We start from the raw sequence: 20,999 nt of genomic DNA, 5'->3' as shown, positions 1-20,999 counted from the left end.
TGATGATCAATACGGTAACCAGGACGCTACACTGGGGGGCAGGAGAAGCTTGATCTCCAGAATACCCCTGACGGCAGCGCCTGAGAGCCTGGCTTCTTGCCACCAGGGTTCCTTGGGCAGTTCGGTATAGCCGGCCAGGCCGACCAATACCAATACAAATACCAGGCCGCGCAAAAAACCGAACAGGGCGCCGAGCCCATGATCAGCGGGCGTCAGACCGGTTTTTGCAATAAGCGCGCCAAGCGTAATGTTGACAAGGCCTACCAGCAGCAGAACGCAGAAAAACACAGCCGCGTACGCTGCACCTGCGCGCACCAGCGCATTATCGAGCCACTGTACTAGCCATTGTGAGACTATGGGCCCCCACCAGACGGCCGCCATGAACGCGACCACAAAGGCGACAAGTGAGAGCAGTTCTTTGACGAGACCACGCAAGAGCCCGAGAAATGCGGACACTACCAGTATGGCCAGGACAAGATAGTCGAACGAGGTCACTTAGCGGAGATGAAGCCGTTGTCATAGCCAAGTGCACGCAGGCGCGCCTGTGCTGCCTGGGCTGCCTCGCGCGAAGGGAATGGGCCGACACGCAGACGGTATGTGGTTTTACCTCCTGAGCTTGCGCGCTCAACATAGGTATTGGTTACGCCCGATGCCACCAGCTTGTCACGGCGCTGTTTGGCGTCGTCGTCAGTGCTGTAGGCAGCAATCTGTAGTGTGAAATTGCCCGAAGAAACCGGCGCAGCAGACTTCTTGGGTGGGGTACGGCCTTCAAGCATGGCTAAAGCCACCGCACCATCATCAGTGCGCTCGACTGGTTGCTTGGCAGCAGGCTTGGGGCTTGGTGCCGGTTCGGGCTTGGATTCGTGCTTGGGTTCAGCTTTAGGTTTTGGCGGTGGTACCGCTTCAGCCCTGGAAGGCTCTGCAGCAGCGGTTTCAACCTGACCATCTGGCGCAGGAGTTGCCGTGGCAGCCGTACCGCTGGTGCCGTCATCGACAGACGTACCGTTATCGGCATCGGGTTGCTGAATGGTGCCCGAGAGTGTGTCGCTGCCTGCCTGTGCAAGCGCCCCTGCCCCCTCGTTGATAGCCGGTGGGTCTATGGTGGGCATGACGACAGGCGTGGCGTCTTGCTCTGGCGTCGTGGAAGTGTCAAACAACATCGGCACCACAATAACCGCAACCAGCACGAGCGCCAACGCACCGATCAGTCGGCGTCGCGCCCGGCTTCGCAACTCGTTCGCCTGCGCCTCGCTCGAGAGTGAAGACCGGGAGCCCGTGCGGCGCTCGGACCCGGAAGCGGACTCATTACGAGAAAACAAACCCATTTCTGAAAACCTATCTTGTATGCAGGCGGACGCATGGCGCACCGCCACAGGGTGATTTACACCGTCGCAAACGACGGCGCATCATCGTCGCAAACTGGGGGGGGCACCTGGCGCCAGACTGCTATTTTAATGGCTGACCAATGCGTAAAAACCTGCCAGATTCTGGCTAGCCGTCAATTTACCGGACGACCAAGCCCGTTCAGTATAGGCCCCACGGTTGCAAACGAACCAAACACGAGAATTCTATCATTCCCCGACATCTGTTTTTGTGCCTCAGCAAACGCCTGCAGCGGATTGTCAAAATTTGACACCGTTACGGCCTTGGCAGCAACAAGTGGTTGCATAGCGGGGCGTATGCCTGGTGCTTCGGCAGGCTCGCTGACGATGCCGCCTGCCGCCTTGATGCGCACTCGTTCAGGAGGCGCGACCGACTCGCTGCTCTGGGCGCTGCTGGCAAGGACCTGGCGTACGATTTGTGCCAGCGCCTCACCCGACATTCCCCGGGGTTGTGGCAGGCTGGCGCAATACCAATGGTCAACCCGGCTTGCGAGCCGAGCAATGACGGCCGCGGCGTCTTTGTCTTTCATCATGCCGACGACGGCATGCGTACCTGTAAAATGCCCCATGTTGTCAAGATTTTGACCAAGCGCTGCGGCGGCATGCGGGTTGTGCGCCACATCGAGAACTATTGTAGGCATGCCAGGTAAAATCTGCAGGCGGCCAGGCAAAGCAACCTGTGACAGACCCAAGCGCACGTCTTGTTGCGTTACAACAATGCGCGGACGCAACGCGTCAAGCGCTGCAAGCGCTGCACAGGCATTAATAAGTTGATTTGCGCCACGCAACGATGGGTAGGCAAGGCCAGAACGGCGCCGCCCTTTTGCGCCAAATGCCCATTGCTGCCGATCTCCCGAATAGTTAAAGTCTTGACCAAAACGCCAAAGGTCGGCACCGATCTCTTCAGCGTATTGCGCCACGCTGTCGGGAGGCATGGGGTCTGCACAAATGGCAGGCTTGCCAGGGCGGAAAATGTGGGCTTTTTCCCAGCCTATCTTTTCGCGGGTATCGCCAAGATAGTCAGCATGGTCGATGTCAACACTAGTGAGAATGGCGCAATCAGTATCTACAATATTTACGGCATCAAGACGCCCACCCAGGCCCACCTCGAGCACGGCTACGTCAACCTGATCGCGTTCAAACAGCAACAAGGCGGCCAGCGTCGCGTACTCAAAGTAGCTGAGCGTAATATCGCCGCGCGCCTCTTCGATTTTGCAAAACTGTTCGACAATATCTGCATCGCTGGCAAACTCACCGTTTATACGTATGCGTTCATTGAAATCAATTAAATGGGGCGAGGTGTAAAGCCCCACCTTGTAGCCCGATGCCAGCAGCATGGCGTCGAGCATGGCACACGTAGAGCCCTTGCCATTGGTACCTGCGACAGTAATAGTGATATAGGGAAACGTGAGCGCCAGGCTGGTGGCAACTGCCTTGACGCGCTCAAGGCCCAAATCTATGGGTTTGCTGTGGGCGGTTTCGAGATAACTAAGCCAGTCTTGCAAAGACGCGGTGGGGTCGGGGCAACGTGAGGGCATATACGTATTGGATAAAAACATAAACGGCAGGTGCTGATAGTAGCACCTGCCGTGTTGCTGCGGTAGTAAAAACCCTGAGGCTGAGGGCGTTTACCGACGCTTCACGGGCGGAAGATCAGTGCAGCTTCCTTCCGCCACCTCGGCGGCCATGCCAATGGACTCACCTAACGTGGGATGAGGGTGTATGGTTTTGCCGATATCGACTGCATCAGCACCCATTTCTATGGCAAGGACGACTTCGCTGATGAGGTCGCCTGCATTCGTGCCGACGATACCGCCACCGAGAATGCGATGAGATTCGGCATCAAACAACAGCTTGGTAAAGCCTTCATCGCGCCCATTGGCGATCGCACGCCCTGAGGCAGCCCAAGGGAAAAGCCCCTTGGTGATGGCCACGCCGTTTTTCTTAGCGTCGTCTTCTGTAAGACCAACCCAGGCAATCTCGGGATCGGTGTAGGCCACCGACGGGATGACACGGGCATCGAAATAGCTCTTCTGCCCTGCAATGACTTCAGCAGCCACATGCCCTTCGTGTACGGCTTTGTGCGCCAGCATGGGCTGACCGACAATATCGCCAATGGCGTAAATGTGCGGTACGTTGGTGCGCATCTGGCGATCAACCTCAATAAAGCCTCGATCGGCAACAGTAACGCCTGCCTTGTCGGCACCAATATGCTTGCCATTAGGCGAACGGCCTACGGCTTGCAGCACGACGTCATAACGCTGTGCTTCTTTGGGTGCGTTTTCACCTTCGAAACTTACCCAGATTCCGTCATCTTTTGCCTCGGCACCAACCGTTTTGGTGTTGAGCATGACATGATCAAATCGGCCCGCATTCATTTTTTGCCATACTTTGACCATATCGCGGTCGGCACCAAGCATAAGGCCGTCTTGCATTTCGACCACGTCGAGTCTGGCACCGAGCGCAGAGTAAACCGTACCCATTTCCAGACCAATGATGCCGCCACCGACAATAAGCATTTTTTCAGGAATGCTGGCCAGCTTGAGCGCGCCGGTGGAGTCAACCACCCGCTCATCGTCAGGCAAGAACGGCAGTTTTACCGACTGACTACCTGCCGCAATAATGGCAGACGCAAACTTGACCGTTTTTGCGCTGCCATCTGGCTGGCTGACGCGCAAATGATTTGCGTCGGCAAACTCACCATTGCCTGTTATGACGGTTACTTTACGGGCTTTGGCCATGCCCGCCAGACCCGTGGTCAGCTTGCTGACCACTTTGTCTTTGTACGCCCTGACGCCGTCCAGATCGATTTTGGGCTTGTCAAAGATAATGCCGTGTGCCGAGAGCGACTGTGCCTCTTCGAGCACGGCCACCGTGTGCAACAAGGCTTTGGATGGTATGCAGCCTACGTTCAGACATACCCCACCCAGCGTGTCATAGCGCTCGACCAGCACCACAGAAAGGCCCAGGTCAGCGGCCCGGAACGCGGCCGAATACCCGCCTGGGCCGGCGCCCAGAACCAGTACATCGCACTCAGCATCGACACTGCCGCTATAGCTGGCAGCTTTAGGCGCTGGGGCGGCACCCGAACTACTGGCTGCAGCTGCAGTGGCCGCCGCACCGGCAGACGCTGCAGCGGCCTGCCCGCCCGCCTTGCCAGCGTCAGCGGCGTTTTTGCCGTCTGATGCAGCCGCTTGCGGTTTTTGGCTGGACGGCTCTATAACCGCCATGGCAGAGCCCTCAGTAACCTTGTCACCGATCTTGACCAGCACTTTCTTGATGACCCCGCCCTGACTGGCAGGGATTTCCATGGAAGCCTTCTCCGATTCAACGGTGATCAGGCTTTGCTCTGGCTCGATGGTGTCGCCAACCGCTACCAGCACTTCAATAACCTCAACTTCGGCGAAGTCGCCGATATCGGGCACGTTCAGTTCGATTGTGCTCATATACGGCTCCTAAAGTGCAATGCGACGGAAGTCGGACAACAGGCTACCCAAGTAGGCATTAAAGCGCGCTGCCGAAGCACCATCAATAACGCGGTGATCATAGGACAAGGACAGCGGAAGCATTAAACGAGGCACGAACTTTTTGCCGTTCCAGATCGGTTCATGAGACGACCGTGATACGCCGAGAATGGCCACTTCAGGGGCATTAATAATAGGGGTAAATGAGGTACCACCTATGCCACCCAGAGACGAGATGGAAAAGCAGCCGCCCTGCATTTGTGCTGGCGAAAGCTTGCCGTCGCGAGCCAGCTTGGCCAGTTCGCCCATTTCTTTGGCAAGTTCAAACACGCCTTTTTTGTCGGCATCACGAATGACAGGAACTACCAGCCCGTTGGGCGTATCCGCCGCAAAGCCAACGTTGTAGTACTGCTTGAGCACGAGGTTGTCACCATCGAGCGAGGCGTTGAACTCGGGAAACTTCTTGAGTGCCGCCACAACCGCCTTGATAAGAAAGGCCAACATCGTCACTTTGGCGCCCGATTTTTCGTTCTCTTTATTCAGTTGCTGGCGCAGTTCCTCAAGTTCGGTGATATCTGCCAAATCGTTGTTGGTAACGTGCGGGATCATCACCCAGTTGCGATGCAGGTTGGCACCGGATATTTTCTTGATGCGCGAGAGCGGCTTGGTTTCGATATCGCCGAACTTGGCAAAATCAACCTTGGGCCAGCCCAGCACACTGAAACCACCCTCTACGCCTACCGTTGCAACTTCGGTGGCGCTTGCGCCGTTAGCAAGCGCATTTTTAACGTGCTGACGTACGTCATCTTGGGTAATGCGGTCTTTGGATCCCGAACCTTTGACCGTGGCAAGGTCAACGCCAAGTTCACGGGCAAATTTACGCACAGAGGGAGAGGCATGCGGCAGGTTGCGTAAAGGCACATCGACGCTGCCGTAAGCTTCTGTAGGTGAATGGCGTTCAGGTGGCGTCGACGCCAACTCGCCTGCTGCAGACGCCTGCTCGGCCTGAGTTGCTGCCGGTGCAGCGCTAGTGGCCTTGGAACCTGTGCCAGCGGCCTTGGCAGCGTCGGGCTGCGCCTTGGCTGGTGTACTTGAAGATGGAGCAGGTGCTGCGGCTGCCGCACTTACGCCGGCTTTGCCCGTAGACTGAAGCTCGAGGATATCGCTACCCTCGTTAACCTTGTCGCCAAGCTTGACGAGAATAGCCTTGACGACACCCGCTGCCGTGGAGGGAACCTCCATGGAGGCCTTGTCAGACTCAACCGTAATAAGGCTTTGCTCGGCCTGGACGGTGTCACCCACTTTAACCAGAATCTCAATAACTTCGACATCTTTTGCGTCGCCGATATCGGGCACCGATACCGTGAGGCGCTCGCCGCCAGAGGCGGCTGGTGCAGGCGCAGCCGAAGTGTCGTCTTGAACCGCGTTGCTTTCTGCTTTACTTTCAGAACCCTGAGCCTGCGGGGCTGCAACATTTTTTCCCTCAGCAACAGTTGCCGGGGGGGCGTCGCCGCCCTCTTGTTCGACATCAATAATAACTGTGCCTTGGCGGATTTTGTCGCCGACCTTGACCTTGATAGATTTGATCACGCCCGCTGTGGGCGATGGAATTTCCATCGACGCTTTGTCGGATTCAACGGTAATCAGGCTTTGCTCTGCCGTGATCGTGTCGCCCTCGGAAACCAGCACCTCAATGACTTCAACCTCGTCGAAGTCACCGATATCCGGAACCTTAATTTCGGTGGTGTTGCTCATTTTTTATCCCCCCCTCAAGCGTGATGCGGATTGGCTTTGGCCGGATTGATGCCGTACTTCTTGATGGCTTCCGACACTTTTGTGAGGGGTAGCTTGCCCTCATCGGCCAAGCTGCGCAAGGCGGCCAGCACGACAAAATTACGGTCGATTTCGAAGTGTTCACGAAGTTTATGACGGTAATCAGAGCGCCCGAAACCATCTGTACCCAGGTTTCTGTAGATGCGGCCCGAAGGAATGAACGGACGAATCTGATCGCTATACGATTTAACGTAGTCAGTGGAGGCAATAATGGGCCCTGCGGTGTCCATGAGCTGACGCGTTACATAAGGCACCTGCTGCTCGGCTTCAGGGTTGAGCAGATTGTGACGTTCGCAGTCAAGGCCATCACGACGCAACTCGGTAAAGCTGGTGGTACTCCAGAGGTCAGAGCCCACGCCCCAGTCTTTTTCGAGCATTTCTTGCGCTGCAAGAACTTCGCGCAAGATAGTGCCCGAGCCCATAAGCTGAACACGAGGCTGCTTGCTGTCGCCCACTGACTTGAACTTGTACATGCCCCGTATGATGCCTTCCTCATCACCAGGCACAAGGCCGGGTTGCGGGTAGTTCTCGTTCATGACGGTGATGTAGTAATAAACGTTTTCTTGATTTTGAATCATGCGCCGCAGGCCGTCCTGGATGATGACGGCAAGCTCATGACCAAACGTTGGGTCGTACGACACGCAATTGGGGATTAGCCCGGACATGATGTGGCTATGCCCATCTTCATGCTGCAAGCCCTCGCCGTTGAGCGTGGTACGCCCAGCCGTACCGCCCAGCAGGAAGCCACGCGCCTGCATGTCACCCGCTGCCCACGCAAGATCGCCCACACGCTGGAACCCGAACATCGAGTAATAGATGAAGAACGGGATCATGATGCGGTTATTGGAAGAGTACGACGTGGCGGCTGCCATCCAGGAGCTGAACGCGCCCGCCTCGTTAATACCTTCCTGCAACAGCTGACCGTTTTCGGTTTCGCGGTAATACATGACCTGCTCTTTGTCGACAGGCACGTACTTTTGCCCTTCGGGAGCATAAATGCCGATCTGACGGAACAAGCCTTCCATGCCGAACGTACGCGACTCATCGGCCAGAATGGGCACGACGCGAGGGCTGAGTTCTTTGTCACGAAGGATCTGATTAAGAATACGGACGAACGCCTGCGTGGTGGAAATTTCGCGGCCTTCAGCGGTGGGTTCGAGCACTGCCTTGAATACCTCGAGCTTTGGCGCCGTGAAGTGTTCATCAGCCTTCATGCGGCGACGGGGAAGAAAACCGCCGAGCGCATTGCGGCGTTCGTGCAGGTATTTCATTTCGGGCGAATCTGCCGACGGTTTGAAGTACGGAAGATCGTCGAGCTTGTCGTCAGGTACCGGGATGTTGAAACGGTCACGGAACTCACGCACGGAGTCCATGTCGAGTTTCTTTTGCTGGTGCGTGGGGTTTTTCGCCTGACCGACATGGCCCATGCCATACCCTTTAATGGTCTTGGCCAGAATGACTGTGGGCTGGCCCTTGTGGTCAGATGCCGACTTGAATGCGGCATATACCTTGTAGGGGTCATGACCACCACGGTTCAGGCGCCAGATATCCTGGTCGCTCATGCGGCTGACCATTTCAAGCAGCTTGGGGTGTTTGCCAAAGAAGTTTTCGCGCACGAATTTTCCGTCGTGGGCTTTATAGGCTTGATATTCGCCGTCGACGGAATCTTCCATGACACGACGCAAAATGCCCTCTTTGTCGCGGGCAAGCAGAGGATCCCAATAACCGCCCCAGATCAGCTTGATGACATTCCAGCCGCTGCCACGGAAATCACCTTCGAGTTCCTGGATTATTTTGCCATTGCCGCGCACCGGCCCATCAAGCCGTTGCAGGTTGCAGTTGATGACGAAGATCAGGTTATCGAGCTTTTCGCGCGAAGCCAGACCAATTGCGCCGAGGGATTCGGGCTCGTCCATTTCGCCGTCGCCGCAAAATACCCAGACCTTGCGATTGCTGGTGTCAGCGATACCGCGGGCGTGCAGGTATTTGAGAAAGCGAGCCTGATAAATAGCCATCAAGGGGCCAAGGCCCATTGATACAGTGGGAAACTGCCAGAAATCTGGCATAAGCTTGGGGTGCGGGTACGAAGACAGGCCCTTGCCGTCAACTTCTTGCCTGAAGTTATCAAGCTGCTCTTCAGTGAGACGGCCTTCAAGAAACGCACGACCGTACATGCCGGGCGATGAATGGCCCTGAAAGTACACAAGATCGCCGCCGTTGTTTTCGGTTTCACCGTGCCAGAAATGGTTTTGCCCGCAGCCAATCATGGTGGCCATCGAGGCAAAGGAGGCAATATGACCGCCAAGGTCGCCACCATCTGGTGGGCTGTGGCGGTTGGCCTTGACCACCATGGCCATGGCGTTCCAGCGCACATAAGAGCGTATACGCTCTTCGAGGACGATATCGCCCGGATACTGAGGCTCCAGCCCTGGTGGGATCGTGTTTACATAAGCCGTGTTGGCCGAGAAGGGAATATGGGCACCTGATCGGCGGGCCAGATCAATAAGGCGCTCGAGCAGAAAGTGGGCGCGCTCCGGGCCCTCACGATCAAGAACGGCTTCGAGCGCTTCGAGCCATTCTTGGGTTTCCAGGTCATCATCGCTAAGTGAGTTTGCCATATTCTTGGCCTGTTCTAGAGAGGACATTAATTGTCTCCTGTCGTGGAAGGGGTGGATGCCGCATGTTGTCTACATTACCCGTGCTTGGTGTTTGGTTTCGTTATACCTTATACCGGCGCGTGTATGCGAATTTAGTCTTGTGTATGAAATACGCGAGAACCTCCCCATTCTAGGAAAGACACGCCGCTTGTTCAAGCAAAATTTCATTTTATGGTATGGCTTTTTACAATGTGAAAAATACAACGGTCAGTTACGGTCTAAAATGCGATATTGATACGACAGGCCCTCTTTGCGCGCGCTTCGCGCTATACATGCACCCATGGCTGCCAATTCCAAAAAATCCCTGATCCCGACAACCTTCTATGAGCAGGCCCACAACACACGGCGCGGCGTGTACTGGCTTACTCCGGTTGTTGTGTTGATTCTGTACCTTTGCGTCATGGGCGTGTTTTTCTGGCTGCAGCGCCTGCAGAGCGACAGCGTCATGTTCATAACCATTGATCAAGAAACTCGCCAGCAGCGCCTGCTGATGGTGGTTGTTGCACTGTCGTGCGTTATCGTGTTCAGTCTGCTTGCGCTCTGGCGCTACACGCGCTTTCGCACACGGGCCGAGGCAGCCCTCATTGCCGAAACAGGCTTTCGGCGCGCCATGGAAAATTCCATGTCCACCGGCATGCGGGTGTTTGATATGCATGGTCGCATCGCCTATGTAAACCCGGCGTTCTGCCGCATGATAGGCTGGAACGAGGCCGATCTCATCGGCCGTACTACGCCCTTCCCTTACTGGGTGCCAGGGCGTCACGCACAACATCAAGAAACCCTCGACATTCTGTTGTCAGGCCGTACGCCCAGCAGTGGGCTTGAGGTCGAAGCCCAGCGGCGCGATGGTTCCCGTTTTACCGCACGCATGTATGTGTCCCCGTTGCGTGACCCCAACGGCGAGCAGATCGGCTGGATGACCTCCATGACCGACATTACCGAACCCAAGCGCATTCGCGAAGCGCTTACTGCTGCCCATGAGCGCTTTATGACGGTGCTCGAAGGCCTGGATGACGCCATATCGGTCGCGGCAGACACGGCCGAGGGGCTCGAACTATTGTTTGCCAACCGAACCTATCGGCGTTTTTTTGGCGCGCAATCAAGTGGCCATGCCGAACTGTTGGGCGGAAGGCTGGGCAGGTTTACCGACGAAACGGTAGAAATTTATTCTGAATCAGCACAACGCTGGTTTGAAGTACACCACCGTATTCTTGCCTGGACAGATGGCCGTCGCGTTCGCCTTCAGGTGGCACGCGACATTACCGAGCGCCGCAAGCACGAAGAAGCCTCGCGACGGCAAGAAGAAAAAGTCCAGCTAACCAGTCGCCTTACTACTATGGGCGAAATGGCATCATCGCTGGCCCACGAGCTAAACCAGCCGCTCACCGCCATCAGCAATTACAGCATGGGCGCCGTCGCAATGCTCAAGTCAGGCAACAGCGACCCCGAGCGCTTGCTGGTCGCGCTGCAAAAAGCCGCCGAGCAGGCCGAACGGGCAGGTAAAATAATCAGTCGTATCCGCGAATTCGTAAAGCGCAGCGAGCCGCGGCGCCAGCGTGTTCCAGCCATGCGCATTGTTGAAAACGCGGTGGGGTTTGCTGATATCGACGCACGCAAGCGCCAGATCACCATCGCACTTGACATGCCAGAAAGCATTCCCGACGTCATGGCTGACCCTATACTTATCGAACAGGTATTATTAAACCTGCTCAAAAATGGCGTAGAAGCCATGGAACAAAGCGATTATCGTACGCTGCATCTTGTCATCACAGATCAGGAGGCGCTGGTTGAATTTGCAGTCATAGATCGTGGCCACGGCTTGCGTGACCCTAATCGCCTGTTTGAACCGTTTTACAGCACCAAGTCCGAAGGGCTCGGCATGGGGCTTAATATTTGCCGCACAATCATAGAATCCCACCATGGTCGCCTCTGGGCTAGTGCCAACCCCGATGGGGGCACGATATTCAGGTTTACCTTGCCCCGCGCCACGCCACAAGCGGCCAGTTCGTCAGAAGACACTCAGGAGTTGCATGCATGACTACAATTCAAGCGCCAAGCACGATTTTCATTGTTGACGATGACGAGGCCGTACGCGACTCGCTGCGTTGGCTGCTCGAGGCTAATGGCTATCGCGTTCGCAGCTTCAGCGGGGCGGAAGAATTCCTGAACGCCTATGAGCCCGACCAGGTTGGCGTACTCATTGCTGACGTGCGTATGCCAGGCATGAGCGGCCTCGAGCTTCAAGAAGAACTTATTGCACGCAAGGCCCCGCTGCCTATCGTCTTTATCACCGGCCACGGTGATGTACCCATGGCGGTTTCCACCATGAAAAAAGGCGCCATAGACTTTCTCGAAAAGCCGTTTAACGAAACCGACCTGCGCAACATCGTGGCACGCATGCTTGAAGAAGCCACCGAGCGCGTCAGCCAGGCACAGGCACAGAAAAACCACGAGGCAGTTCTCAGTCGGCTGACGGCGCGTGAACAGCAGGTGCTCGAGCGCATAGTCGCCGGGCGTCTCAACAAACAGATCGCCGGCGACCTCAATATCAGCATCAAAACCGTGGAAGCGCATCGCGCCAACATTATGGAAAAACTCGAAGTCACCACTGTTGCTGACCTAATGAAAATCGCGCTAACGAAAGAGACCACAGCATGAGCGCACGCATTATCGATGGGAAAACACTGGCAGATTCGGTCAAGGCCGATGTGGCTGTCCGTGTGCAACAGCTTAAGCAACAAGGTGTGGTGCCCGGCCTCGCGGTCGTGCTGGTCGGCGACGACCCTGCGTCGCAGGTTTACGTGCGTAACAAAGCCGCTGCCTGCGAAAAGGCGGGGCTGCATTCAAGCGTTATACGTCTTCATGCCGACGTCACCGAAGAACAATTGCTCGATGAAGTACGCAAGCTCAACAACGACAACGCCGTTCATGGCATTCTTGTCCAGCTGCCTTTGCCTGGTCACATGAACTCTGCGCGCGTCATCGAAACCATAGACGCACGCAAAGATGTAGATGGTTTTCACATCAGCAACGCCGGCCTGCTCATGACGGGTCAGCCCTTGTTTCGGCCCTGCACACCCTACGGCATCATGAAAATGCTTGAGTCCGAGAACGTGTCATTGTGGGGTGCCGAGGTCGTTATCGTCGGGGCCAGCAACATCGTGGGCAAGCCCATGGCCATGCTTACACTGGCAGCTGGCGCTACGGTCACCCTGTGCAACTCCAAAACCCGTGATCTGGGCGCACAAACCCGACGCGCCGACGTATTAATCGTAGCAACCGGAAAGCCCGGCATGGTAACCGGCAGTATGATAAAACCCGGTGCCGTGGTGATCGATGTAGGCATTAACCGCAACGAGCATGGCAAATTGGTTGGTGACGTTGACTTCGCTTCAGCCAAAGAAGTGGCTAGTGCCATTACGCCGGTACCCGGAGGCGTAGGGCCCATGACCATCGCCATGCTGCTGGTCAACACGCTTGAAGCCGCCGAACGCAGCCAGCAGTCTGCAGCATCCGCAGCCACGGTCTAACCGCAGGCACAGACACACGCCCGTGATGCACGGCCACCTGCTCCCAAACGGAATTTCCTATGTCTACTACTAACCCTTTGCTCGCGCCCATTGATGGGCTGATCGACTATTCTGCCATTCAGCCCAGCCATATCGAGCCCGCCATCAAAGCGCTCATTGAAGAAACACGCGTGGCGGTGCAACACAGTGCAGATCCGGCTTTGCCCGCGCAATGGGACGCCATCGTCGATCCGCTTGAAGACGTCTCTGGCAAACTCTGGCGGGCATGGTCTGTGGCAGGGCATCTTAATGCCGTGGTCAATACGCCCGAACTGCGTGCCGCGTATAACGCCTGCTTGCCCCTAGTCACCGAGTTTTCCACCTGGGTTGGCCTGCACACCGGCCTGTATGCCCAATACAAGCGCCTGAAGGCCTCAGAGGCATTCGCAACGCTGTCAAGCGAACGCCAGCGGGTCATAGAGCTGGCATTGCGAGACTTTAGGCTGAGCGGTGTTGAGCTCGAAGGCGAAGCCCGCGCGCGTTATGCCGAGGTTTCAGACCAGCAGGCCCAGGCTTCACAGAAATTTTCCGAAAACGTGCTTGACTCCGTCGACCAGTGGTCGCTATATATTCACGACCAGGCCAGGCTGGCCGGGCTGCCTGCAGACGTGGTCGAAGCAGCGCGTATCGCCGCTCAGGAAGACGGCAAGGATGGCTGGAAACTGGTGTTGAAGATGCCATGCTACCTGCCCGTCATGCAGCATGCCTGCGATGCCAGCCTGCGCCAGGAGATGTACCGTGCCTATTCAACCATTGCGTCTGAACAAGGGCAGCCTCAACTCGACAATTCTGCGCTTATTGAACAGCTGCTGGGGCTGCGCGCTGAAGAGGCAGCCCTGCTAGGCTTTGACAGTTACGCGGCATTGCGTCTCGAAACCCGTATGGCAGAAAGTGCCACGCAAGTGCTGGAGTTTCTACGCGAGCTGGCCGCCAAGGCCAAGGCATTCGCCATCAAAGACCTGGCCGTACTGCGTGAGTTCGCTCATCAAAACCTTGGCATGGACGAACTCCAGCCCTGGGACATTACCTTCGCCTCCGAGCGCATGCGCGAAGAACGCTACGCCTACTCTGAAGAAGAGGTCAAACAGTACTTTACCGAACCTCAGGTCTTGAAGGGCTTGTTCGGCGTTATTCATACCCTGTTTGGCGTCAGCTTGCGCCGCTGCGATGCACCGGTATGGCATGAAGACGCCCAGGCATTCGAGGTGGTCACCGCTGAAAACACGGTGTCTGGCACACTTTATATTGACCTTTATGCCCGACAGGGCAAGCAAAGTGGTGCCTGGGTCGACAGTGAACGCACACGCCGCCTGAGCACACACGGTTTGCAGACGCCAGTCATCTGGCTCACCTGCAACTTCTCCAGACCGCAGAGTGGCAAGCCTGCATTGCTTACCCACGACGATGTCATCACGCTATTTCATGAAACCGGCCACGCACTGCACGCATTGCTGTCGCAGGTAAGTGAGCCCGGCGTATCGCCGTTCGCCGCCGTTGAGTGGGACGCCATCGAACTGCCGTCGCAGTTCATGGAAAACTTCTGCTGGGAATGGCCAGTGCTTCGTGGCCTTTCGGCACACGTAGACACCGGTGAGCCCTTGCCGCGCGAATTGTTCGACAAGCTACTGGCAGCGCGTAATTTTCATAGTGGCATGCAAACACTGCGACAGGTTGAGTTCGCGCTGTTTGACATGTTAATTCACCACCAATCGCAAGGCCTGTCGATACAAGCGGTTCTTGAGACCTTAACTGAAGTGCGAAACGAAGTCGCTGTATTGTTCCCACCCGAGTGGCATCGCTTTCCTCACAACTTCTCGCACCTGTTTGCGGGTGGTTATGGCGCAGGCTATTACAGCTACAAATGGGCTGAGGTACTGTCTTCCGACGCCTACGCCGCATTTGAGGAAAACGCCCAATCAGGGCCTGACGGCTTGCCCGACCTGCTCGATGCCAAGACCGGGCAGTTATTTCTTAAAGAAATACTGGCAATAGGCGGTGCACGGCCTGCCAGTGAGTCTTTTGTTGCGTTCCGTGGCCGCCAGCCTTCGATTGACGCGCTTTTGCGCCACAGCGGGCTGGTCACTGAGCCCAGTGCTTAGCGCGGAAAACCCAAACTGCAGCATATTTGCACGGGTCACACTGGGCGGAGGGGGCTATCCATTGTTCGAGGCTGGCTTAATGCTCGCGATCAATGCGCGCAGACCCTTTCGCTCAGAAGCGTGTGAGTATCCTACTTTTGCAGCTGACGAAATACCCTCGGCCTTTGTCTGAACTGCCTGCGCCTATAATTATTTAGGGAGCAGGCAACACGCTCAAGGTTGAAAACACACCTGTCGCCAGCCATTTCCATACCATGCCGCACCGAACATACTGCGTCTGAGTTTGCTTCTCGGGCCTGGCCCGCACTGGAGTATTTAACCCATGATCATCCCGCGTTTCCGTCAGCTGCTACGTCAGCTTTTTATTATGACCATGTTTGCATTGCCTCTGGGCGTGCTGCTGGCACCCGCTGAAGCATCTGCCCAGGCTGATGAGGCCATACACCCGGTGCGCGGCTTTCTACCTGACCTGAAGTTCACGCTGGAAGGCGCTGGCGGAAAAACCTACACGCAGGATGATTTCAAAGGCAAGACGGTGTTAATGTTTTTTGGTTATGCCAGTTGCCCCGACATCTGCCCTACCACGATGGCGCAGCTAGCCCACGTGATGGAAGGTTTGGGCGATGACGCCAGCAAAGTGCGTATTATCTTTGTTAGCGTAGACCCACACCGTGACACACCCGAACTGTTGCAGGCATACGTAGATGCCTTTGACAGTAATGCCATAGGCCTGACCGGCACAGAAAAACAGGTGGCCGATGTTGCCCGCCGCTACCGTGTTGCCTATCAGATCGAAAAACCCAACCCTAACAGCCCCGATACCTACGAAGTAGCGCACAGTCGCGGCGTGTATTTTTTTGATGCCAAGGGCCGAGCACGGTTGCTGGCTGCTGACACCGAGTCAGTTGAGGCTCTGACAGCCAGCGTGCGCAAGGTATTGCAGTAACACTGAAGTGAGGCGGGCCTGTTTTACGCGACAAGCCCGACGTCAATCACACGTTATTGACGGCCTGTTCGCACTCGCGCACGTAGTCAAGGTCAGCCTCGGCAAGGTGCCGTGCCGCCTGACGAAGTGCCGTACGCAAGCCCTCTTCGACCACAGGATGGTAAAACGGCATTTGTATCATCTGCGCAATAGTCAGTTGGCTTTGATGCGCCCACGCCAGCAAGTGCGCAATATGCTCCATGGATGGACCAGCCATTTCGGCACCCAGAAAACGGCCATCAGAAACGCGGGCATAAACACGCAGCATGCCCTGGTTTTTTAGCATGACCCTGGATCGACCCTGATTGGCAAAATTGACTTGCCCGCATACCACGCCTGCTGAGGCCAGATCCTTATAGCGCGTACCAACCCATGCCAGCTGCGGGTCGGTAAACACTACAGCCATGGGCGTGCGACGCTTGCCTGGTACAACCTTGGGCCAGACAGCTGCATTACCGCCGGCTATATGGCCATCATCAGCCGCTTCGTGCAGCAAGGGCAAAATACCGTTGACATCACCCGCTATAAAAATGGGCGTGTCACTCAGTTGCAGGGTTTCGGCGTCATACTCGGGCATGCCCCGCTCGTCCAGTACTGCCTTGGTGTTTTGCAGATCAAGCCCGGAAAGATTAGGACGCCGCCCGGTAGCAACTAACACGTATTCGAAGTGTTCAGTGGTTTCCGCCTGGCCTTTGCGCTGTAGCCTTACTTTGACCTGATCGCCTTCCAGGTGTGCGCCCAGTACCTGGGAATCAAGCCGTAGATCAAGCTCTTGCCCGAATGCTGCGGCAGCGCTTGCCTTGACTTCGGGATCTGCCAACCCACCCAAGCTGCTGCTGCGGTTGATCAGGCACGTTCTGACACCCAGCCTGGACAGCGCCTGTCCAATTTCGAGCCCGATTACGCCCGACCCAACCACCAGCACGCTGCGCGGCAGTGTCTGCCAGTTGAACACGTCATCATTGACAATGACGCGATCACCCAGCGCTGCATAGATGTCAGGAACCACCGGCGAAGTTCCCGTGGCAATGACTACCCTGGTGGCCTGAATTTCGGTGTGGTCGTCAATGTGCAGAACGGTGTCAGACACAAAGCGCGCGTATCCGCGCACCTTGTCGCTTGCCGGAATACCGTCAACGCTTTCGAGCACAAAGCCAACAAAGCGGTCGCGCTCACGCCTGACGCGATCCATGACTTGCTCGCCATCTATGCGCAAGCCTTCAACGTGCACCCCAAACGGTGCAGCCGTTGCGGCCGTGTGGGCAGCGTCAGCCGCCGCGATCAACAATTTGGACGGCATGCAGCCAACACGTGCGCAGGTCGTTCCGTATGGGCCGCCTTCGATCAGAATGGCATCAAAACCGGCCGTTTTAACGGCGCGGTAAGCTGACATCCCCGCCGTGCCCGCTCCGATAATGGCCACATCTGTTTTTAACTGATTCATCTTCCCGCTCCAAATGGTAAACGAGGCCCTAGACACCCGACCATTCGGTGACATATTCGTGGAAATCAGGACGTTCCATGGCTGGCATCTGATTGATGGGCGTGCCCAGTGAAACATACCCCATGAAGATGTAGTCGAGTGGGTCAAAGCCCAGGTCTTCGGCAACCTCGTCAATATACGTACCCAAGCCGGTGCTCCAGAAGGCGCCGTATCCAAGCATATGAGCCGCGTTCAACATATTGGTGACAGCCGCACCGGTGGCCAGCATGCGCTCGCGTTCGGGGATTTTGGTATTGGCGTGATCCAGGCGGCACGCCACGGCAATAAGCATAGGTACCTTGGCCAGCCAACGGCGCACACTTTCTTCTTTGCCTGGTGCCAGTTCGACACCCGCTTCTTTGGTGCGAGATAACGTCATGTCGGCCAGCTGGCTAACCGCATCGCCACGAATAACGGCGAAACGCCAGGGGCGTAGCCGACCATGATCTGGCGCGCGCATGGCGGCTTCGAAAATGAGGGAGAGCTCTTCGTCTGAGGGTGCAGGAGCCTGCACTAATTTCACAGAACGACGGCTCAGCAGGCTTTCAACAGGTGCTACCGATACAGATACAGACATTTTCAACCCTTTCTTAATAATGCTTTCATGTCGCGGATGGCTTTCTCCCAGCCATCGAATACGGCACGGGCCACAATGGCATGACCGATATTCAGTTCGACAATGCCGGGCAATGCGACGATAGGCCCGACGTTGTTGTAATGTAGGCCGTGGCCTGCATTAACCCGCAAACCATGCCTTACGCCCTGTGCAATTGCTGAGCGCAATCGTGCAAGCTCAAAACCTACGGCCGGTGACTGCGCGGCAGAATCGGAAGTGAGCGCTGTGAGCACCTTGTAGGGCGCAGGCGTACCCTCGGAGACGGGCGCCATGATCAGCCTCTCGGCGGCTTCGGCATAAGCACCGGTGTGCAGTTCGATAACCGTTGCACCTGAGCGGAACGCGGCATCAACTTGTTCTGCTTCAGGGTCTATAAAGAGCGACACCCGTATGCCTGCATCTTGCAGTTGCGCAACAGCCTGACGAACATGCTCAAAGTGACCAGCGACATCAAGACCGCCCTCGGTCGTGAGTTCTTCACGTTTTTCTGGCACCAGGCAGACATCGTGCGGGCGTACCCTGCAGGCAATGGCCAGCATTTCAGACGTGATTGCACATTCTAAATTCATGCGCGTGCGCAGCAGTGGCAAAATGGCATCGACGTCGGCATCCTGGATATGACGCCGGTCTTCCCGCAAGTGCAGCGTGATCAGATCTGCCCCAGCCTCTTCCGCCCGCAATGCGGCCTCGATGGGATCGGGATACGTTGTGTGTCGCTGCTCACGCAAGGTTGCGACATGATCAATATTTACGCCCAATTCCATCTATAGCCTCGTCTTCCTGGTTGCAAAAGTGAACAAAGCCCATTATCGCCTTTTATGCCAGCCTTGTCCCCCGCCGCTCTGCCTATGCAGAACCGACGAGAAGAAATGTCCAGGGATAGATTGTGCTTGTGAATAGAAAAATGCGACTTGTTTTGGCCGCCTGCTATCTATTCGCCCAAGACGATCTATTTAGCTAGCTCATAGAGCTTCTTAGCTTGTTGCCTGGACTGTTGGACGTCTTGATAAGCGAACGATTTAGCCAACCAATAAAACAGCTAGGGAAGCTCTGAATAAGTCGGATTTTAGTGGAGCCCGATGCCGTAACGATTGATTTTATTGAGTCTATTTTCTCGGCGTCGGACTTGTTCACAGTCTTCCTAGAACGCGCTTGGCATGAAGATCCCTGCAGATATATCCGATCTGTTTGGATTTAATTTTTAGTTCAGAATTTGACACAGCAGGATTGCTGAAGGCGTGCCGTGCCGGGCGCATCATTAAGTACGCCGCTGCACCAGAAACCAGTGCAGCGGCGGTTTTTTCCTACCAGCGGATACTGGGCCGTAATCGTCTAAGGATTGGTACCCTGAACTTCACCGTGCACACGGTCAGCTTCAGTACCTGGCACTGGTTTGGCCGTGTCTTCGAGCCAGCCACCACCAAGGGCCTTGTACAACTCGACCCGATTCATCAGAGAATCCATGCCTGTTTGCAGAAAGGATTGCTGCACGGTGTACAAATTTACCTCGGCATTTTGCACCTGCAGAAAACTGTCTACACCCGTCTCGTAACGGAGTTGAGCAAGCTTGAGCGACTCTGCTGCAGAGGCTTCGACTGCCCGCAGTGCGTCAAGCTGGTCGGCATAAGTGGCCTCTCCCGCCAACGCATCAGCCACCTCACGAAACGCGGTCTGAATGGCTTTTTCATACTGCGACACTGCAATGTTTTTGCGTGCCTCGGCCACTTCCAGATTGCCCCGCACGCCACCGGCAAAAATAGGGATTTGTATTTGCGGAGCGTACTGCCAATAGCGCTGCCCCGAACCAAACAGCCCACCTAGCTGAGGGCTGGCAAAACCCAGCAGACCCGTAATGGATATATTTGGGAAGAATGCCGCCCTGGCCGCGCCGATGTTGGCATTAGCCCCCAGCAATGCATTTTCGGCCCCCATAATGTCGGGACGCCGTTCAAGCAGCTCTGAAGGCAGGCCTACAGGGATTGCGGCAAGTACTTGGTCGCGGCTGAATGTACCGGGTTTGGGCAGAGTATCGGGCAACTGCACACCGAGCAGCAACTGCAGGGCGTTGAGCGCCTGCGCTTCTGAACGCCGTATGCCCGCCAAGTCAGCACGTACGGTATCAAGCTGCCCACGCGCCTGAGCCAGATCGAGGGCGGAGGCAATACCGGCATCGTAGCGCGCCTTAACGAGTGCCAGCGTGTTTTTGCGTGAATCTATCGTACGCCGCATCAGCGACTCAAGATCTTGTGCCGTGCGCAGCCTGAAATAGGCTTCTGCCACCTGTGACACCAGATTGATGTGCACCGTGCGCCGCCCTTGGGCTGTCGCCAGATATTGCTGGAATGCTGCCTCGCTGAGATTGCGAACGCGTCCGAAAAAGTCGAGTTCAAAGGCGGTCAAGCCGATGCCGGCCATGTACGAGCGTGCCACGCTAGGCGAGCTGGACCCGCCCATACGCATGTTTTCGGGAGAACGCGTGACCTGCGCATTAGCGCCTGCGCCTATGGTCGGAAACCGATCACTCTCGGCCACACCATATTGTGCACGCGCTTCTTCAACACGCTCCACGGCAATACGCATATCGCGATTATTGGCGAGTGCCAGCCTGATCAGCGCCTTGAGCCGTTCATCGGTGAAGAATTCAGCCCAGCCCAGATCGGCGCTAACAGCCGCCGAAGGTGCTGACTGCGCCGCACTGCGCGGCCCAGCATTGGTGACTGAGCCGGCGTCGGGGTATTGCTGCGGTATCGGCGCATCAGGGCGCTCATAATGTGGTGCGAGCGAGCACCCCCCCAGCGTCATCGCGATCAGCGTCGGCAGAGCAGCACGGCGCAATCCTTTGCTTGTCGTGTTCCCGCGCGCTGGGCGCTGTGGTACGGCCGGGCGCTGCAACACATCAAGACTTTGGTTC

15 protein-coding genes are annotated in these 20,999 nt (G+C 56.2%); 5 read left to right on the top strand and 10 right to left on the bottom strand.

Annotated elements, in window-relative coordinates; genetic code table 11:
- Positions 1 to 6: 6 nt before the first annotated feature.
- The 6 genes from FQ179_RS03755 to aceE form a co-directional block, all read right to left on the bottom strand.
- A complete protein-coding gene (locus FQ179_RS03755) occupies positions 7 to 495 on the bottom strand; it encodes a CvpA family protein (protein WP_149395918.1) in 489 nt (162 codons plus the stop codon).
- A complete protein-coding gene (locus FQ179_RS03750; protein ID WP_149395917.1) occupies positions 492 to 1,325 on the bottom strand; it encodes an SPOR domain-containing protein in 834 nt (277 codons plus the stop codon). Before FQ179_RS03750 ends, FQ179_RS03755 begins: the two co-directional genes overlap by 4 nt.
- Before the next feature lie 173 nt (positions 1,326 to 1,498).
- The gene (gene folC, locus FQ179_RS03745) at positions 1,499 to 2,920 is read right to left on the bottom strand and encodes a bifunctional tetrahydrofolate synthase/dihydrofolate synthase (RefSeq protein WP_149396896.1); all 1,422 of its coding nucleotides are present in this window, start codon (positions 2,918 to 2,920) and stop codon (positions 1,499 to 1,501) included.
- 90 nt (positions 2,921 to 3,010) lie between these two features.
- A complete protein-coding gene (lpdA, locus tag FQ179_RS03740; RefSeq protein ID WP_149395916.1) occupies positions 3,011 to 4,828 on the bottom strand; it encodes a dihydrolipoyl dehydrogenase in 1,818 nt (605 codons plus the stop codon).
- A 9-nt stretch (positions 4,829 to 4,837) separates the two neighbouring features.
- Complete coding sequence (aceF, locus tag FQ179_RS03735; protein ID WP_149395915.1) at positions 4,838 to 6,601, bottom strand: dihydrolipoyllysine-residue acetyltransferase; 1,764 nt, start codon at positions 6,599 to 6,601, stop codon at positions 4,838 to 4,840.
- 14 nt (positions 6,602 to 6,615) lie between these two features.
- A complete protein-coding gene (gene aceE / locus FQ179_RS03730) occupies positions 6,616 to 9,324 on the bottom strand; it encodes a pyruvate dehydrogenase (acetyl-transferring), homodimeric type (protein ID WP_149395914.1) in 2,709 nt (902 codons plus the stop codon).
- Positions 9,325 to 9,616: 292 nt separating this feature from the next.
- Between aceE and FQ179_RS03725 the strand changes: the two genes are divergently transcribed.
- The 5 genes from FQ179_RS03725 to FQ179_RS03705 all read left to right on the top strand — a co-directional run bounded on the left by FQ179_RS03725 (position 9,617) and on the right by FQ179_RS03705 (position 15,950).
- On the top strand, positions 9,617 to 11,374 hold the full coding sequence (locus FQ179_RS03725) for a PAS domain-containing sensor histidine kinase (protein WP_149395913.1): 1,758 nt from the start codon (positions 9,617 to 9,619) through the stop codon (positions 11,372 to 11,374).
- Positions 11,371 to 11,994, top strand: a complete 624-nt coding sequence (locus FQ179_RS03720; protein ID WP_149395912.1) for a response regulator transcription factor — start codon at positions 11,371 to 11,373, stop codon at positions 11,992 to 11,994. Before FQ179_RS03725 ends, FQ179_RS03720 begins: the two co-directional genes overlap by 4 nt.
- On the top strand, positions 11,991 to 12,866 hold the full coding sequence (gene folD, locus FQ179_RS03715; protein WP_149395911.1) for a bifunctional methylenetetrahydrofolate dehydrogenase/methenyltetrahydrofolate cyclohydrolase FolD: 876 nt from the start codon (positions 11,991 to 11,993) through the stop codon (positions 12,864 to 12,866). Before FQ179_RS03720 ends, folD begins: the two co-directional genes overlap by 4 nt.
- Before the next feature lie 59 nt (positions 12,867 to 12,925).
- Positions 12,926 to 15,004: a M3 family metallopeptidase gene (locus FQ179_RS03710; protein WP_149395910.1), complete on the top strand. Its 2,079-nt coding sequence runs from the start codon at positions 12,926 to 12,928 to the stop codon at positions 15,002 to 15,004.
- A gap of 367 nt (positions 15,005 to 15,371) precedes the next feature.
- Positions 15,372 to 15,950, top strand: a complete 579-nt coding sequence (locus FQ179_RS03705) for an SCO family protein (RefSeq protein WP_149396895.1) — start codon at positions 15,372 to 15,374, stop codon at positions 15,948 to 15,950.
- A 46-nt stretch (positions 15,951 to 15,996) separates the two neighbouring features.
- Here FQ179_RS03705 and FQ179_RS03700 read toward each other — a convergent pair whose 3' ends face one another.
- The 4 genes from FQ179_RS03700 to FQ179_RS03685 all read right to left on the bottom strand — a co-directional run bounded on the left by FQ179_RS03700 (position 15,997) and on the right by FQ179_RS03685 (position 20,890).
- On the bottom strand, positions 15,997 to 17,433 hold the full coding sequence (locus tag FQ179_RS03700) for a dihydrolipoyl dehydrogenase (RefSeq protein ID WP_149395909.1): 1,437 nt from the start codon (positions 17,431 to 17,433) through the stop codon (positions 15,997 to 15,999).
- A gap of 28 nt (positions 17,434 to 17,461) precedes the next feature.
- Complete coding sequence (locus tag FQ179_RS03695) at positions 17,462 to 18,049, bottom strand: nitroreductase (RefSeq protein ID WP_149395908.1); 588 nt, start codon at positions 18,047 to 18,049, stop codon at positions 17,462 to 17,464.
- Between the two features lie 2 nt (positions 18,050 to 18,051).
- A complete protein-coding gene (locus FQ179_RS03690) occupies positions 18,052 to 18,852 on the bottom strand; it encodes a pyridoxine 5'-phosphate synthase (RefSeq protein WP_149395907.1) in 801 nt (266 codons plus the stop codon).
- A 568-nt stretch (positions 18,853 to 19,420) separates the two neighbouring features.
- Positions 19,421 to 20,890 carry an efflux transporter outer membrane subunit gene (locus tag FQ179_RS03685; protein WP_255474905.1) on the bottom strand — a complete coding sequence of 490 codons (1,470 nt, stop codon included), beginning with the start codon at positions 20,888 to 20,890 and terminating at the stop codon, positions 19,421 to 19,423.
- Between the last annotated feature and the right edge of the window lie 109 nt (positions 20,891 to 20,999).

The sequence above is a fragment of the Pusillimonas sp. ANT_WB101 genome (assembly GCF_008369125.1).
Classification (GTDB): domain Bacteria; phylum Pseudomonadota; class Gammaproteobacteria; order Burkholderiales; family Burkholderiaceae_B; genus Allopusillimonas.
The sequence above is the reverse complement of the archived record's forward strand: the minus strand, read 5'-3'. Positions and strand labels throughout refer to the sequence as shown.